16 protein-coding genes and 1 pseudogene are annotated in these 16,238 nt (G+C 55.4%); 7 read left to right on the top strand and 10 right to left on the bottom strand.

What is annotated here, in order from left to right:
* Positions 1-3: 3 nt before the first annotated feature.
* From ACN0VD_RS09630 to ACN0VD_RS09615, 4 genes are all read right to left on the bottom strand, one after another.
* Complete coding sequence (locus tag ACN0VD_RS09630; protein ID WP_417593860.1) at positions 4-603, bottom strand: LuxR C-terminal-related transcriptional regulator; 600 nt, start codon at positions 601-603, stop codon at positions 4-6.
* A gap of 242 nt (positions 604-845) precedes the next feature.
* Complete coding sequence (locus ACN0VD_RS09625; protein WP_417593732.1) at positions 846-1,001, bottom strand: transposase; 156 nt, start codon at positions 999-1,001, stop codon at positions 846-848.
* A 126-nt stretch (positions 1,002-1,127) separates the two neighbouring features.
* Positions 1,128-1,760, bottom strand: coding sequence for a peroxiredoxin (locus ACN0VD_RS09620; RefSeq protein ID WP_417593731.1), 633 nt, complete (start codon positions 1,758-1,760; stop codon positions 1,128-1,130).
* 146 nt (positions 1,761-1,906) lie between these two features.
* Positions 1,907-2,680, bottom strand: a complete 774-nt coding sequence (locus ACN0VD_RS09615; protein WP_417593730.1) for an SDR family oxidoreductase — start codon at positions 2,678-2,680, stop codon at positions 1,907-1,909.
* 83 nt (positions 2,681-2,763) lie between these two features.
* Between ACN0VD_RS09615 and ACN0VD_RS09610 the strand changes: the two genes are divergently transcribed.
* Complete coding sequence (locus ACN0VD_RS09610) at positions 2,764-3,261, top strand: nuclear transport factor 2 family protein (protein ID WP_417593729.1); 498 nt, start codon at positions 2,764-2,766, stop codon at positions 3,259-3,261.
* 72 nt (positions 3,262-3,333) lie between these two features.
* On the opposite strand, the gene ACN0VD_RS09605 is transcribed toward ACN0VD_RS09610, so the two are convergent.
* A complete protein-coding gene (locus tag ACN0VD_RS09605) occupies positions 3,334-4,125 on the bottom strand; it encodes a DUF4864 domain-containing protein (RefSeq protein ID WP_417593728.1) in 792 nt (263 codons plus the stop codon).
* 179 nt (positions 4,126-4,304) lie between these two features.
* Between ACN0VD_RS09605 and ACN0VD_RS09600 the strand changes: the two genes are divergently transcribed.
* Positions 4,305-4,958, top strand: coding sequence for a response regulator (locus ACN0VD_RS09600; protein WP_417593727.1), 654 nt, complete (start codon positions 4,305-4,307; stop codon positions 4,956-4,958).
* A 7-nt stretch (positions 4,959-4,965) separates the two neighbouring features.
* Positions 4,966-6,867, top strand: coding sequence for an ATP-binding protein (locus ACN0VD_RS09595; protein WP_417593726.1), 1,902 nt, complete (start codon positions 4,966-4,968; stop codon positions 6,865-6,867).
* A 132-nt stretch (positions 6,868-6,999) separates the two neighbouring features.
* Here the strand turns inward: ACN0VD_RS09595 and ndk are convergent, their stop codons facing one another.
* The 4 genes from ndk to ACN0VD_RS09575 form a co-directional block, all read right to left on the bottom strand.
* Positions 7,000-7,422, bottom strand: a complete 423-nt coding sequence (gene ndk / locus ACN0VD_RS09590) for a nucleoside-diphosphate kinase (protein WP_417593725.1) — start codon at positions 7,420-7,422, stop codon at positions 7,000-7,002.
* A gap of 86 nt (positions 7,423-7,508) precedes the next feature.
* Positions 7,509-8,015: a hypothetical protein gene (locus ACN0VD_RS09585; RefSeq protein ID WP_417593724.1), complete on the bottom strand. Its 507-nt coding sequence runs from the start codon at positions 8,013-8,015 to the stop codon at positions 7,509-7,511.
* A gap of 118 nt (positions 8,016-8,133) precedes the next feature.
* A complete protein-coding gene (locus tag ACN0VD_RS09580) occupies positions 8,134-8,571 on the bottom strand; it encodes a DNA polymerase III subunit chi (protein ID WP_417593723.1) in 438 nt (145 codons plus the stop codon).
* A 53-nt stretch (positions 8,572-8,624) separates the two neighbouring features.
* Positions 8,625-10,082 carry a leucyl aminopeptidase gene (locus ACN0VD_RS09575; RefSeq protein ID WP_417593722.1) on the bottom strand — a complete coding sequence of 486 codons (1,458 nt, stop codon included), beginning with the start codon at positions 10,080-10,082 and terminating at the stop codon, positions 8,625-8,627.
* A 317-nt stretch (positions 10,083-10,399) separates the two neighbouring features.
* Between ACN0VD_RS09575 and ACN0VD_RS09570 the strand changes: the two genes are divergently transcribed.
* The 4 genes from ACN0VD_RS09570 (at position 10,400) to rsmA (ending at position 15,862) form a co-directional block, all read left to right on the top strand.
* Positions 10,400-12,568, top strand: a complete 2,169-nt coding sequence (locus tag ACN0VD_RS09570; protein ID WP_417593721.1) for an LPS-assembly protein LptD — start codon at positions 10,400-10,402, stop codon at positions 12,566-12,568.
* A gap of 98 nt (positions 12,569-12,666) precedes the next feature.
* Positions 12,667-14,031: a foldase protein PrsA gene (locus ACN0VD_RS09565; RefSeq protein ID WP_417593720.1), complete on the top strand. Its 1,365-nt coding sequence runs from the start codon at positions 12,667-12,669 to the stop codon at positions 14,029-14,031.
* The gene (gene pdxA, locus ACN0VD_RS09560; RefSeq protein WP_417593719.1) at positions 14,031-15,038 is read left to right on the top strand and encodes a 4-hydroxythreonine-4-phosphate dehydrogenase PdxA; all 1,008 of its coding nucleotides are present in this window, start codon (positions 14,031-14,033) and stop codon (positions 15,036-15,038) included. The genes ACN0VD_RS09565 and pdxA overlap by 1 nt, the downstream gene beginning before the upstream one ends.
* A complete protein-coding gene (rsmA, locus tag ACN0VD_RS09555; protein ID WP_417593718.1) occupies positions 15,035-15,862 on the top strand; it encodes a 16S rRNA (adenine(1518)-N(6)/adenine(1519)-N(6))-dimethyltransferase RsmA in 828 nt (275 codons plus the stop codon). The genes pdxA and rsmA overlap by 4 nt, the downstream gene beginning before the upstream one ends.
* Here the strand turns inward: rsmA and ACN0VD_RS09550 are convergent.
* A pseudogene (locus tag ACN0VD_RS09550) lies at positions 15,859-16,238 on the bottom strand (malate synthase G); the annotation flags it as partial. The gene rsmA and the pseudogene ACN0VD_RS09550 overlap by 4 nt on opposite strands.

The following is a 16,238-nucleotide window of genomic DNA, read 5'->3' as shown; positions in this document are numbered from 1 at the left end:
ATCCTACATCCCGGCTTCAACGGCCAGCCGCACCATATCCGCCGCGCTCGGCACGTCGAGCCGCTTCATCAGGATCGACCGGTGCATTTTTATGGTCCGCTCGCTAAGCCCCAGTTCGTGGGCGATCTGCTTGTTGAGCAGTCCCTTGGCAATCAATTGCAGCACCTCCCTCTGCCGTTTTGAAAGATCCTTCACAATCGCAATGGCCCGCATCCGGCGCGCCTTCGCGAGGCTTGGCACATCGGCATCTATTTCAACCTGTGATCCGAGAAAATATTCCAGTTCGCCAGCTTCGTCGAATAACGGCGCGACCAGAACGGCATTTTGAAAGGGCGTGCCGTCCTTCTTGTAATTCAGGATTTCGACCAAAACCGATTTATGTTGCTGCAGTCCACGCCGGATTTCATCCGTCAGCCAGGATTCGGTTGCCTCTCCCGCCAGAAACCGGCAATTTCGGCCGATAATGAACGACCGGTCATAGCCGGTCAGGTCCTCAAAAGCGTCGTTGATGGCGACAATCGGATTATCGGGCAATCGCGGATTGCTGACCACCGAGGCGATGGGGCTTTTTTCGATCAAGGCCATGACCGAAGCTTTCGGCATGCTCGATTGCTCGATGACAAGCTGTTCTGTATTCTGATTTTGCTTACGCGCCATATCGTCAGGCTACCCGACATCTATGGTTGAAGGCAAGCAATCGCGCAAACCGGCTATCGCCGGCAATGGAGCAAGCACGCTCGTGCACAGGATGGCGGATTTCAGAAATCGCATGATGTTCCCTCACAAATATGGATTGTGAAGTTCCAGCCCTGGCGCGATATTGAAATCGCTAGGGCGCGGGCCAGTCAGCCTTGGCCGGCATCTTCCCTGGCGCGGCGCCAGCGATAGAATGTCTTCTCCGAAACGCCGATCTCGCGGCAACTTTCGCAGACGCCCTGCCCCTCCTCGATCCGCTTCTGGATCGCCTGGCATTTTTCTTCCTTATTTTCGATCAAAGCCATCACGTGCCCTTGTTTCTGCTGTGTCAGCTGTATCTGCTGTTCAAATCGGGATCGACCCGGCCCAAAGGCGAGATGGTGCTCCGACAAACGGAACAGCGTCTCGCCGGACTGGAGCGAAAGCGGAAATTACCCGCTTACATCGGTTGTCCGCAGATAGGGCCGGTGCTCGGTCCATCCTTGCGGGAACAGCCCTTTCGCTTCTTCATTGCTGATCGAAGGGGGGATGATCACATCCTTGCCAACCTGCCAGTCGGCCGGCGTAGCGATACGCTTCTCATCGCTCAGTTGCAGCGCGTCGATAACCCGCAGGATTTCATCGAAATTGCGGCCTACGCTCATCGGATAGGTCATCGTCAGGCGAATCTTCTTGTCGGGATCTATGATGAACACCGACCGGACCGCAGCGGTCGCGCTCTCGTCGGGGTGGATCATGTCATATAATTTGGCGATCGACAGATCGGCATCGGCAACGATTGGGAATTTCAGATCCGTATTCTGCGTGTCGTTAACATCCTCGATCCATTTCCGGTGCTCTTCTGCCGTGTCGGTCGACAGACCAAGCGGCTTGGTATTCCGCTTCTCGAATTCGCCGGCAAGCTGCGCCGTGCGGCCCATTTCCGTGGTACAGACAGGGGTAAAGTCGGCCGGATGGCTGAAAAAGAATATCCAGCTGTCCCCCGCCCATTCGTGCAGGCTGATTTCTCCGTTCTGGGTATCGACGGTGAAGTCGGGGGCGATGTCACCAATATGCAAGCTCATGATTGTTCCTTTCTGATTGTCAGGAACGTCTAGCTTGAAAATTACACTTACACAAATTCAATTATACAATTACATTAATCGTTTTATTGATAATATGCGCAAGAGGCACTGAGGTCCCGCCGTCAGAGACCTCCCGCCCCGGAACATCACGGCACCACGCCCTCGACCACCGACTTCGCATTGTCGACGCGGATTGCCGCACCATTGATGAATTTGCTTTCATCAGAGGCCAGAAACAGCACCGTATTGGCAATGTCGTCCGGTTCACCCAGCGCGCTTGGCGCAGGCCCCTCACTCGCCGGCCGCAGATCGTCGCGGCCCATGACCTTGGGCCCAATCCCCTCCACCATCGGAGTCAGGATGCCTGCGGGATGAACGCTGTTGCAACGGACATTATACTGGTTGTTCGCGCAGTGCACGGCGACGCTGCGGGTCAGGCTCTCGATCGCCCCCTTGGCCATGGCATAAGCGACCACGATCGGTTCGCCGATGATCGAGGCGATCGAGCACATGTTGATGATCGCGCCGCCACCCGATGCCCTCATCGCAGGAACGGCATATTTGCAGCCAAAAAAGGCACCATCAGCGCTTACCGACATGACGAAGCGATATTCTTCCGCAGTCTGCGTCTCGATCGTTCCCGGCTCAACCACACCGGCGTTATTGACCAATATGTCGAGCTTGCCATGACGGGAAACGACATCGGCCACCAGATCCTCCCACCCCTGCTCATCGGCAACATCCTGGAGCTGGAATTCCGCAGAACCGCCAATTTCTGCGGCCACGCGGTTGCCGTTATCGGCATCCATGTCGGTCAGGATCACGGTCGCACCCTCGCGCGCGAATATCCGCGCATCGGCCTCGCCCAGTCCCTTGGCTGCTCCTGTTATTATTGCCACTTTGCCTTGCAGTCTGCCCATGCTTTATCTCCTCATCAGATACTGGTTTCAGGCTAGGACCGGAGTCAAATAATAACGACTGACAAAATTAGGAGAGATCAGAAATGTACACATTGGAGCAACTGTCGGCCCGCGAGGAAATCCGCGATGTCCTGCATCGCTATTGCAAGGGCATCGATCGTCGCGACTGGGCGCTGGTCCGCTCCTGCTTTGCCGATGACCATGTCCACAAACATGGCGATTACGAAGGGCCGCCGGACGAATTTATCGGTTTTGCCAGTGAAACGCTGAAAAATATCCCCGGCACCCACCACTCACTCGCGAATATCCATATCACGCTATCGGAAGACGGCAACAGCGCCACCACCGAGGCCAATTTTGTCGCCTATCACTATATCGAGGCGGGCAATCCGGATTTTCATGCTTGCAACGGCAGCAGCAAGGCCACCGACTGGATCGTCGCCGGCCGCTATTGCGATACGCTGGAAAAACGCGACGGCAGCTGGATCATTGTCCGCCGCAACGCCGTCCACGACTGGGAACGCTCGGAAGAGGCAACCGGGGCAGCGATAACCGAAGGGCATCACGCGACGGCTGGTTAAGGATCGCAGAAGCCTGCACCGGCGTCATTCGACAATCCAGCCTCTTCCTGTTCCAGCGCCTGCGGTGTCCGGTCATGTCGGCGGAGCTCCTACCCGACTGATCAGTCCACTCAGCTTCCAGCCGATGCCTTGATATATGTAGACCTGATGAAAGTGGACGGGTTTGGGTTTTGTCGTATAATGGCCCCAGATATGCAGCAATCCGTCTTCCGTGACTTCGCTGCTGTCGATTATCGGCGAGAACTGGCTGATTTGCGCATAATCTTTAGAAAATTGGAAATTATATTTGTAGGCTTCGTTGAATTTATCCAGGGAAATCTGCCGGCGCAACGTGGGCGACGAAAAATCCCATAATTTTTTCATGCTCTTGTCAGCCAGCGAATCGGCATAGACACGGATCGTCTTCCGGAACATTTGTTGTTGCTTCTCAGCGGATGGAACGGCCCTGACATCGTCACCGCTGCTATTCCTGAACCCCGCAATTTCCTTTTCGATCGTGTTGATGCGCCATCCCGCGTCGGAGTCAATCAGGCCCAGTTTCAAGGGTATCTTGCTCCCGCCTTGCGTCGTGATCGTGCCCTTTAACTCCGCGACACCCCCCGTCATCATCCGGCTCCCCCAGGATATCTCCCTGGGATTATTCAGAGCATTGGCGGCAAGATAGGAAACCAGACCGTCTTTGCTTGTTCCCGCCTTGAAATCGTCCGACAGCAATGCATAGGCGGCGTCTATATCTTCATTTTGCACTGCGGCAAAAAAATCGTCTCCGGTTTTGGTCACATCACTGGTCAGCCAGAATATAAAGCCAACCAGAAGGGCAATCGCCGCAAATATGCCCAAAACGACTTTCATCCATGTCTTCATCGAAGATCCCTTCACACTAAAAGGCATGGCCCGACCCAAGCATTTGCCCATCAACCGGAAAATGAAGGATGCGAGGGTCGAGCGCCATCCCCAGTTCATGGGATGGCCATTCACGGACGATTTGATTTATTCCCTGCGACAGGTCATTCTCCGCAAATGAGCCGCTTGGGAGGTATTTTATGCGACCCGGATATTCCAAAGTTGCCGTTGTGGAGGATGACCCCCCTGTTCTCGCCGATATCTGCGCCGCAATTGCATTGGCCGAAGACATGGAGCTTGTCGCGTCTGCCACCAATTTCGCTACCGGAAAAAAACTGGTGGCCAATGGCGGGTTTGATGTTCTGGTGTGCGATCTTGGACTCCCGGACGGTGATGGAACGGATCTTATCCGGATGGCATCCAAACGGCAGCATGAAATCGATATCATGGTGCTGACCATGTTTGCCGATCACCAGAAGGTCCTGAACGCAATCCGGGCCGGTGCGCGGGGTTATTTGCTCAAGGAGCAGCCGCTTGAAAATTGCGTCAACGCGATACGGGAAATCCGGACTGGTGGCTCCCCGATCAGCCCGATCATCGCCCGACTGGTACTGAAACAACTGCAACCCGCATCCGAACCCGTGGAGCAATTGGCAGAAGCCCTGTCCAAACGGGAGTTGGAGACACTCAATCTATTGTCGCGCGGGTTTTCCTATTCTGAATCGGCCGAAATCATGGATATTTCAGCGCATACGGTGGCAACCTACGTCAAACATATCTACCGGAAGCTTGAAGTCAATTCCCGTGCCGAGGCCGTATTCGAAGCATCCAACCGCGGAATATTGGGAGCCTAGCGATTTGATGGTTCGCATTTTATGGTTGTTCTGGCTCATCGGCTTCTTGGCGACATCACAACCAGTCGAGGCGCAGGATGAATTGTCCAACAATCGCTTTGACGTGCAAACAACAGACGCCGGGAAAATCATCCGTTTTGTAGACGCGGATTTTTCCTTTTCGGAACACAGCGAAATTCCCGATACTGACTGGCATCATCGTACGCTTCCGGCGCTGTGGCTGTCAGACGAGGCCCGCATGACGCAAAGTGGCGATTTGTCGGTCCGGGCGAGAGTAAGGTTCGATCGCTCGGCTTTGGAACAGGATGCTGTTTCCATATTCACGGAGAATAATCGCGAACGCATTTCCGTTTCGATCAACGGAATCGATATTTTCAGAAATTTTGCCGATGACAGGCAATCGATACTGGGCTGGAACCATCCCTATTTGATACCGCTATCCGGTTCGTTGCTGAAACCGGGCACAAACGAAATCATCATCCGCACGGAATCGGGTCGTCACCATTCTCTCGGTATCGGCACCATCGCCGTGGGCAGCCACAACGCCTTGGGCCCGCACTTCGAAAGCCAGTATTTTTTCCGAATCGACGCGCCCAAGACGCTGAACTGGACGATGCTGCTGCTGTCCGTTTTTATCTTCGTCATGTGGTTGGGACGCAGGCAGGAAATGGAACTGCTGTGGCTATCCCTCACCGGCCTGTTCTGGTTTGTCCGAAATTACCATTTTTTCGCCGCGGCTGTCCCTGTGAAACCGCTGCTATTTCAGCAAATCACCTATTATTCGATTTATTTTGCGGTTGCTGTCACCCTGTCCTTTTGCGCCGAATTCCTGAAATTGCGCCATCGCAAGGCGATCATTGTCACGATGTTCGGCATCGGCGTGTTTCTGAGCCTGTCGCGGCTTTTCCTGACGATAACCGACCGTACCGACATGGTGAGCAGCCTGCTGACGGTCGCTCTCTTTGGTTCCTTCCTGCTAATTTTGGCACATCACGCAGTGAAAACCCAATCGCCGGAAAGCTGGTTGCTTCTCATTCTCCTATCTCTTGCGGCGCTTACCGGCGTGCACGACATTGGACGGATTCCCAATATCGACTGGTGGAACGGTGTCGGATTTCATTTCCAGCCCTATATCGGTTTCTTCCTGTTTCTGGTGTTCCTACTGTCGCTCGCCCGCCGCTTTCTCCGGGCGCTCAGCCTGGTTGAAGAGACAAATGTCCATCTGGAAAAGCGCGTAAGGGAAGCAACCGACGCGCTGGCAGACAGCCAGCAGGCGCAACGGCAAATGGAAGTGGAGCGGGCGCTGGAAACCGAGCGCGAGCGTTTGATGCGGGAAATGCATGACGGAATCGGCTCCAGTCTTGTGACCGCACTGGCTGTCGCGCGCCAGCGTAAAGACCCGGCATCAACCATTACCACGCTTCAAAGGGCGATCAGCGATCTCAAGATCACGGTCGACTCGCTGGCACCGATTGAAGGCGACGTGGTCACCCTGCTCGCCAATCTGCGCCACCGGATGGAACAGGAGCTTGCCCAGGCCGGCATAAAAAGCATCTGGAAAGTTGAGGATAGCGCTCCGCTTGCGTGGATGGACGCCGGACATAGCCTTCACCTGCTGCGGTTGTTGCAGGAAGCCCTCAGCAATGTCCTTCAACATGCCGGCGCACGCACGGTAATTCTCTCGTGCAAATCAAGCCGGCTGCACGGCAAATCCGGCGTTCTGATCAGCATCATTGATGACGGGATCGGGTTTAACGCGGAGGAGAATGAAGGCCGAAAGGGATTGGAATTCATGCATCAACGCGCCGCGATTTTGAACGGGATTCTGACAATCGAAAATCCGGATGATGGTGGCACCGCGGTAAATTTGTGGCTTCCGCAGGAACCGGCTTCGGCCAAAGACATCTGATTTCGCAGTTGAATGGCTCGGTGCCAAAGGCAGATACCAGTCCTGCCTTCGCCTTCCCAAACGAACGCAGAAAAAAAGCCCGGCTGCATTTCTGCAACCGGGCGTTTGAAACGCTAAAAACAAACGGGAGGCTTAGCCGACGATTTCATCGTCGTTGAAGAAATAGGCAATTTCGATCGCGGCATTTTCTTCGCTGTCGCTGCCGTGAACCGTGTTGGCTTCGAGGCTTTCGCCCAGTTCCTTGCGGATCGTGCCGGGAGCGGCATCGGCGGGATTGGTCGCGCCCATGATGTCGCGGTTGGCCTGCATGGCATTTTCACCTTCGAGCACCTGAACGACGCAAGGGCCACTGGTCATGAACTCAACCAGTTCGCCAAAAAAGGGCCGTTCCTTATGCACAGCATAAAAGCCTTCGGCCTGTTCCTTGGTCATGCGGATGCGCTTGGAGGCGACAATGCGCAAGCCGGCGTCTTCCAGCATCTTGGTTACAGCACCGGTGATATTGCGGCGGGTAGCGTCAGGTTTGATGATTGAAAATGTCCGTGTCACGGCCATGATATTGCTCCAATGATTTAGGGATATTCAAAAGTTGCGCCGCCCTTAGCCGCTGCACCGGAGCAAGGCAAGGTTTCGATTGAAAGCTAGCTGGTGCCGCTGGCTACAATCGTCGCAGTCGTGATACCATCGGGCGATTGGGTGACGGTGACATGGACCCCCTCACCGCTCGTCCGCTCACCGCTGATCGTCTGCTTGTCGCCGGACCGGATCTCTTTTTTAAACCCAATTTCCTTGCTTTCCAATTCCTTGCGATAGAAGTCTATGACATCTTCTACGCTATCACTGGTCGTAAAAACGATCATTGCGCCGGACTTTTGTTCCCCTATGCCCGCCATGCTGGTCTGGATATCAGCGCCGGGATAGAGTTTGATATCCATCGGTAAATCCTCGACGGCCTTGTCGCCCATTGCGATCCGCACAATGCTCTGGTCGGCTTCCGCGACGGTTGAACTATGTGCTTCCTCTCGGGTCGGGGCATAGCTGCCCGTGCCAGCGTCGCCGTTATCGAACGAACTCGCGGCCATTTCTTCGCCGCTGCTCCCGCAGGCAACAATCGCCAGGCTCAGTGGCAGGACAATATATTTGTGCATCGGGAAAGCTCCGGAAAGGGTGGCACGACCGGTTGGGGACATATCGGACAATCGGGGCCAGTGCAAATTCGACGACGCGGATCGAGGCACATTAACGGCCCCCATTCCGTGCGCCGGATCAGGGCCCCTCTACCCATCGCCCGCCATCCTGTTTCCAGTAACGCGGGGTTACGTCTTCCCTGGCGGCCAATGCGCGCCAGGCCTGGCGCGCCTGATCGATATGGTCGGCGGTGAAAAGAAAGAACGCCCGCTCGAACGCCAGCGCCTCGTCCCGCCACTGACCGTCGGACAGCAGGATATAGGATGCGCCGTTTGCCGCATCACACTGATCGGAGATCAGGATCGGCTGATCCGCCTGCCGCTCCGATCCGGCGAAGTCATGAGCGAGGAAGCTGGCCGGGTCATCGCTCCACAAGGCATTGCCGAACGCGACACATTGTGCCTCGCTTTGCGTCACCAGAAGCACTCTTTTGCCAACTTCCAGAGACTTGCTGGCCAGCATCGACACCAGCTTTTCCGCCGGATCGCGAGTCAAATGGTAGAAATCAACACGCACCGCGGCACTTTCGCAAACTTCCGATCAGACCGCAACGCATCCTGTCAACGCAATCAATCTTCGAAATGGTCGGCAACATATTGATTAAGCAGGCGAACACCATAGCCGGTTGCGCCCTTGTCCCAGACCGGACTCGGCTTGTCGGCCCAGACCATTCCGGCAATATCAAGATGCGCCCATTTCACCCCATCCTTGACAAACCGCTTGAGAAACTGCGCCGCCGTAATCGATCCGGCACCGCGGGGTCCCACGTTTTTCATGTCGGCAATCGGCGAGTTGATCAGCTTGTCATAAGCCGGACCAACCGGCAGCCGCCAGAGCGGATCGCCGGCGTCTTTCCCGGCATCGATCAGGTCTTCGGCGAGATCATCATCATTGCTGAAACAACCGGCATGTTCGTTGCCGAGCGCAATGATCATTGCGCCGGTCAGGGTCGCCAGATCGATCAGCACTTCCGGCTTGAACGTCTCCTGCGTCCACTCCATCGCGTCACACAAGACCAGCCGCCCTTCGGCGTCGGTGTTGATCACTTCGATGGTCTGGCCATTCATGCTGGTCACGACATCACCAGGGCGCTGGGCTTTACCGTCCGGCATATTCTCGACCAGTCCGCAAACGCCGACAACATGCGCTTTGGCCTTGCGACCGGCCAATGCCTTCATGGTACCGGCGACGGCGCCAGCGCCGCCCATATCCCATTTCATCTCTTCCATGCCAGCACCGGGTTTCAGCGAAATACCGCCGGTATCAAAGGTGACGCCCTTGCCGACCAGAGCGAGCGGTGTCTTCTGCTCGCCATTGGTGCCGTCCCAGCGCATCGCTAGCAAGCGCGGCGGGCGCTCGGAGCCTTGAGAGACGCCAAGCAGCGCGCCCATGCCCAGCTTCTCCATCTCGTCCCAGCCGAGCACAGTGAATTCCACGCCGAGATCTTTCAGTTCTTCGCATCGGGCGACAAAGCTCTCGGGATAGATGGCGTTGGCCGGTTCCGCGACCAGTTCGCGGGTTAGAGCAACGCCATCGGCGACTGCGGACAGATCCTGCCAGATTTTTGCGCTTTCCAAATCCTGATCAAGCACCGTGATATCCTCAAGGGTAACCTTCTGCTTCTCAGGCATGGTCGTGCGATATTTGTCGTGACGCCAGCTGCGCAATTTCGCGCCAAAGAGCAGTTTTGCCAGATGTTCATCGTCAAGACCGGATGGATCAATGACCGCATGCTTGGCGCCTGACGTCAGAATCTTGGCGATCGCAGAACCACCCGCAGATTCCGCATCTTTCGCCTTACCTTTGCCCAGACCAGTCAGCACAATCCGCAATGTTTTGCCGGATTCGGTTACAAAGGTTTCAAAAAGATCACCCAGCTTCCCCGCAAAACGCGCGACTTTTGCGGCGGCTTTCACCGTGTTGGCCTGTTCCAGGGCAGGGTCAAAATTCTGCAAGCCATCTTTGGAAATCGCAAATATGATCGTATCCGCATCGGCAGGCCGCTCATTGGCAAAATTGAAATTCATCGGAAAACTGTCCTTTTTTGTGTTTTGGAGGAGAGAAGTGGATAGCTGCGATGATCCACTCGTCGATCCGACTCGTTGTTCAATAGACCGACTTTTATCCTATCGAAGGCCGTTGCTGCACCGTCTGGGTTTTTTGGTCAAGCATCTGTTCATCAGAATCTGTCAAAGAAAATTTGCAGACTAAGCGCACAGGTGCAATAGGCGTTCGGAAGCTGGACAGTGAGATATTCAACACTGTCCAAAGTGGGTCCAAAAGCAGGTTAAGCCAGTCGATGAAATCTTCACCCGCCCTTTTCACCCTATTCTTGGCTGCTGTAATGCCGGCTTCGGCCATCGGCCAAACGCAAACAGACGCGCCGATAGCCTCAGATCAGCAAAATGAGGAAATTGAATTCAAGGCCGATACGCTCGACTATGATTTCACAAACGACGTCGTCACCGCCAAAGGCAATGTAATTCTCGACCGCGATGGTTATAAATTGCGGGCAGATCAGGTCGTGTGGGATAGGAAAACAGGACAGGTTGTCGCAGAAGGCAATATCCGGTCAACCAGTCCCGATGGGGACATAGCCTATGGCGACCGTATTGAATTGACCGACAGCCTGCGCGATGGCGCTATTGAGAATCTTCTTCTCGTCCTCGACGATGGCAGTCGGTTGGCTGCCCAGCGCAGCGAGCGTTTTACGGACGGATCGGTTGCACTTCATAATGCGGCTTACACCGCATGTGCGGTTACGACCGAAGAGGGGTGCCCGAAGAAGCCTAGCTGGCAGATCAAGGCCGTAAAAGTAATTTACGATCCGGTAAAAAAGCGCGTGAAATATGAAGGCGCCCGCATCGAAATCTTTGGTTTGCCGGTCATACCGTTACCCGGCCTCTCACACCCTATAAGTGACGAAAACCGCAGCGGTATTCTAGTCCCGGACGTCAAATTTGATACGGTGAACGGCGTCGGCGTGACTTTGCCTTATTATATCAGCATCGCGCCCAATCAGGATGCTACGGTAACCGCGCAAGTATTTACCGATGTTGCCCCATTGATCAGCGGGACTTTTCGCAGTCTTGATCAGAAAGGCGCTTTCCAAATTACCGGCTATGCCACCTATGGTTCGCGCATTCCGGCAGGGGCATCGGATATATTACCCAATGCCGAGAACGATTTTCGCGGCTATTTTGCAACGAGCGGGCGGTTCCGCCTTGACGAGAAATGGACGGTTTCCCAATCGGCCCGCATCGTATCCGATCGTACGTTTCTGAGACGCTACGACATTAGCGATGACGATAGCCTTCGCTCGACGATCAACCTCGAACGGATCAGCGATAGCAGCTATTTTTCCCTCGCCGGCTGGGCTTTTCAAACGCTACGTGTCGACGATCCGCAGAACCGTGTCCCAGTGGCTCTGCCGGTGATCGATTATCGCAAGCGGTTTGATGATCCGATATTGGGCGGTCGACTGCAGATACAGGCGAACAGCCTGGCAATTGGACGCAGCGAAGGACAGGATACGCAACGCGCGTTCGGATCAGCCCGCTGGGATTTGAGAAAACTCACCGACTGGGGTCAGGAAATCACCTTCACCGGCTTCGTTCGCGGCGATGTGTATCATAGTGACGATAATGCGCTGAACGAAACGGCCATCTATCGTGGTCTGGGCGGCTGGCAGACACGCGCTGTTGCTACGGCTGCAATTGATGTGAAATGGCCGCTCATCGGCGAGGCTTTTGGTGGAACCCAGACGATCACACCACGCTTTCAGATTGTGGCTAGTCCCGGCTTGGCCAATCTTTCGCTGCCCAATGAAGATTCTCGAGCCGTTGATCTGGAAGACAGCAATCTTTTCGCGCTTAATCGTTTCCCGGGCTATGACCGCTACGAAGACAATGTCCGCGCGACCTACGGGCTGGAATGGGAAATCAATCGCCCCAATCTGCAAGTTAACATGATCGCAGGCCAGAGCTATCGATTGGAGAATAACAGCAATATCGTGCCTTCGGGCACCGGGTTATCGGATCGTTTTTCCGATATCGTCGGTCGTACCAATGTCCGGTTCAAGGATATTGTGAAATTCACTCATCGCTACCGGCTGGATAAGGACAATCTCGCCATTCGCCGCAATGAAATTGACGCGACAGTTGGATCGAAAAGCACTTATGCCCAAATCGGTTATCTGCGCCTGAACCGCAATATCGGATCAGAACTTGAAGATCTCAGAGACCGTGAAGAAGTGCGGGTCGGGGGACGCTATCAAATTGATAAATATTGGTCGGTTTTCGGTTCCGCGATCATTGACCTGACGGACCGTAGCGAAGATCCTCTTTCGATAGCCGATGGTTATGATCCGGTGAGGCATCGTCTGGGCGTGGCTTACGACGACGGCTGTCTCTCGATGGGCGTCACCTGGCGCTATGATTATGAAGATACCGGTGATGCCCAGCGTGGCAGTACTTTCCTGTTCCGGCTGGCCTTGCGCAATTTGGGCGTGTAGAGGATTTTTAAACCGGCTGATCCGCTCATAGTGGGTTCAGCAGATATTTGTTATTTACTGCACGAAAATTACTCTTAGTAGTTGAGAAGATATAAGAAATGAATTTATTGAATATGAAAATTCAGGGTTTTAAAACCAAGGTGACGTTGATCGCAGCGCTAGCCGTAGCAGGCGCTTCTCCATCTGCCAGCCAAACGGTCGCAGATGGTTCGCTGCCGCAAACCGGATTGAATATTCCCGACGAATTGACAATATTTGGCAATAATGACCCCAACATTCGACGCGCGACAGCGATTGTTAACGGGGATATTATAACCGGAACAGATGTCAGTCATCGTCTTGCCCTTATTATCGCTGCCAATGGCGGCGAAGTTTCCGATGAAGAGAAACAGCGGCTGCGGCTGCAGGTACTTAGAAACCTGATCGACGAAACGCTGCAGATTCAGGAAGCGGAAGCCAATGAAATCATCATTGCCAATGAAGAAGTTGAAGCCACTTTCCGTCAGGTAGCACAGCAGAATTTCAAACAGGACATCGACGCGTTTGATCAATATCTGCGAACACAAGGTTCTTCTGCTGATACGCTGAAACGCCAGATCAAGGGTGAATTGGCATGGAGCCGCCTGCTGCGCCGTAATATCCAGCCTTTCATCAATGTCGGCGATGAGGAAGTGAACGCCATCATCGAGCGCCTGAACGCGTCCAAGGGTACAAGCGAATTCCGTATCGGTGAAATCTACATGTCTGCGTCCCAGGAAACAGCAGCGCAAGTTGCCGAAAACATGCGCAAGATATTGGACCAGATCCGCAACGGTGGCTCCTTCGTTGCATACGCCCGCCAGTTTTCGGAAGCATCAACAGCTGCAACTGGCGGTGACCTGGGCTGGGTCCGGCCTGCCCAACTGCCGCAATCGCTTGCCGATGCAGCCCAGCAAATGCAAGTCGGTCAGGTGGTCGGCCCGATCGAAGTACCCGGCGGCTTTTCGATTCTCTATCTGATCGACTCGCGCCAGGTACTTACCGCTGATCCCCGCAACGCTCTGCTCAGCCTCAAACAATTGGCGATCAGTTTCCCCGCAGGGATCACTGAATCGCAAGCCGCTGCGCAAGCGGCACAATTTGCTGCGGCTACTCAAGGAATAAAAGGTTGCGGGGCGGCTAATGAAGTTGCCGCGCAATTGGGTGCCAGCGTCGTCGACAATGACCAGGTAAGACTTCGCGACCTTCCTACCCCCTTGCAAGGCACCATTGAGCAACTGCAAATTGGTCAGGCAAGCCAGCCCTTCGGCTCGGTCGAAGACGGCGTTCGCGTGCTGATCCTGTGTGGGCGGGACGACCCGCAGACAGCATCGGCGCCATCTTTTGATGCCATCATGTCCCGTTTAGAAAATGATCGCGTTAACAAACGAGCGCAAATTTATCTGCGCGATCTGAGACGCGACGCCATCATCGAATATAATTAATGGCTAGTTGGAACGCCAAGCCGTTAGCAGTTTCTTGCGGTGATCCCGCTGGCATCGGGCCGGAGATTATTGGCAAGAGTTGGAAACAGCGAGTGCAAGCCGGTTTACGACCATTTTTTGCTATTGGCAATTTTGCCGATTTTGAGAACCTTCCCGGTGTTCCGGCCAGAAAAATTGATCAACCGGCACAGACCGACGACACGTTCAACGACGCCTTGCCGGTTTTCCATATCCATGAGGCAGCGGCGGCAGTCCCCGGAAAGGCAACTCTGGACGGTGCGCAATGCTCGCTTCACGCTCTGGAGATTGCCTGCGGGCTGACGCGGTCGGGGGACGCCGGGGCGATTATCACTGCGCCCATATCCAAATCGCAACTGTACAAGATTGGCTTCCGCTACCCTGGTCAGACCGAATTCGTCTCGGAACGCTGCGGCATTGCGCGAGAAAATGCCCTGATGATGTTGGCTGGTCCATCGTTGCGCGTTGTCCCGATGACGGTTCATATGGCTCTGAAGGACGTGCCGGAGCATATCACCAAACAACTCATCCTCGCCCGCGCACGCGCCGCTGAGAAAGCGCTAATCCGGAATTTCGGAATAGAAAAGCCCCGGATCGCCATAGCCGGACTTAATCCTCATGCTGGCGAGAATGGCAATCTTGGCGATGAAGAACAGCGGATCATGCAACCGGCGATCAAAGAGCTCCGCGAGGAAGGCATGGACATTACCGATCCACTGCCTGCCGACACGATGTTTCATGAGGAAGCCCGGGGCAAATATGATGTCGCGCTCTGCCCCTATCATGATCAGGCCTTAATCCCGTTGAAAACCCTGCATTTCTTTGATGGTGTCAATATCACGCTCGGCCTTCCTATCGTCCGGACTTCACCCGATCATGGAACCGCGTTCAACATCGCAGGACAAGGCATTGCCGATCCGCGATCGATGATCGCCGCGATCCAGATGGCCGCTACCGCCGTAACCAACCGACAGATTCACGGCCATTGAGCCAGCATATTACCCTGCCCCCGCTGCGGGAGGTAATCAAGAAACACGGCCTGACCGCGAGCAAGGCGCTGGGTCAGAATTTCCTGTTCGACATGCAGCTTCTCGAGCGGATCGCTGCGGTGCCGGGCAGTCTGGACGGCCAGTCCGTCTTTGAAGTCGGTCCCGGCCCCGGCGGCCTGACCCGCGCCCTGTTGCAGGCCGGTGCCCATGTCACCGCAGTGGAGCGGGACGAACGCTGCCTGCCCGCCCTGTCCGAACTGTCCGGCCATTTTCCGGACAAGCTGACGCTGATCAACGACGATGCGCTCGCGCTGGATCATGGCAGCCTGTTTGACGGTCCGTTCCATATCCTGTCCAACCTGCCCTATAATGTCGGTTCCGCGCTGCTCGTGAAGTGGCTCTCCGCTCCGCAATGGCCACCGCAATGGCAGTCGCTGACCCTGATGTTCCAGCGCGAGGTTGCCGACCGGATCATCGCCCAGCCCGGCTCAAGCGCCTATGGTCGCCTGTCGATCCTGGCCCAGTGGCGCAGCACGGCCAAGCTCGCCATGACCGTCCACCGCTCAGCCTTCACGCCGCCGCCCAAGGTCATGTCGGCGGTCGTCCATATCACGCCCGAGGCGCAGCCCGAAGGCGTCGATTTCGCCAAGCTGGAAGTCCTGACGCAGACCGCCTTCAGCCAGCGGCGTAAGATGCTGCGGCAAAGCCTGAAAAAGCTTCCCGGTGGCCTCGAAGCGCTCGAGCAGGCCGGCATCGACAGCCAGCGCCGGCCCGAGACTCTCGCCGTGTCCGAGTTCGTCGAACTTGCCCGGCTGCTCTCCTAACCGACCGCTTTCAGCTTCCGCCGATAGGCGTGCAGCAACGGCTCGGTATAGCCGCTCGGCTGCTCGACACCCTTGAACACCAGATCGCGGGCTGCCTGGAAGGCCAGGCTGGCATCCGGATTGGGGGCCATGGGCCGGTAGAGAGGATCGCCCGCATTCTGCCCGTCGACCTTGGCTGCCATGCGCAGCAAAGCGGCATCGACCTGCTCGGCCGAGCAGACGCCGTGCAGCATCCAGTTGGCCATATGCTGCGAGGAAATCCGCAGTGTCGCGCGGTCTTCCATCAGGCCGACATCGTTGATGTCGGGAACCTTGGAACAGCCGATTCCCTGATCGATCCAGCGGACCACATAGCCCAAAATGCCCTGCGCGTTAT

The sequence above is a fragment of the Parasphingorhabdus sp. genome (genome assembly GCF_048267785.1).
GTDB lineage: Bacteria > Pseudomonadota > Alphaproteobacteria > Sphingomonadales > Sphingomonadaceae > Parasphingorhabdus.
Note: the sequence above shows the minus strand (reverse complement) of the source record. Positions and strands in the feature narration are given on the sequence as shown.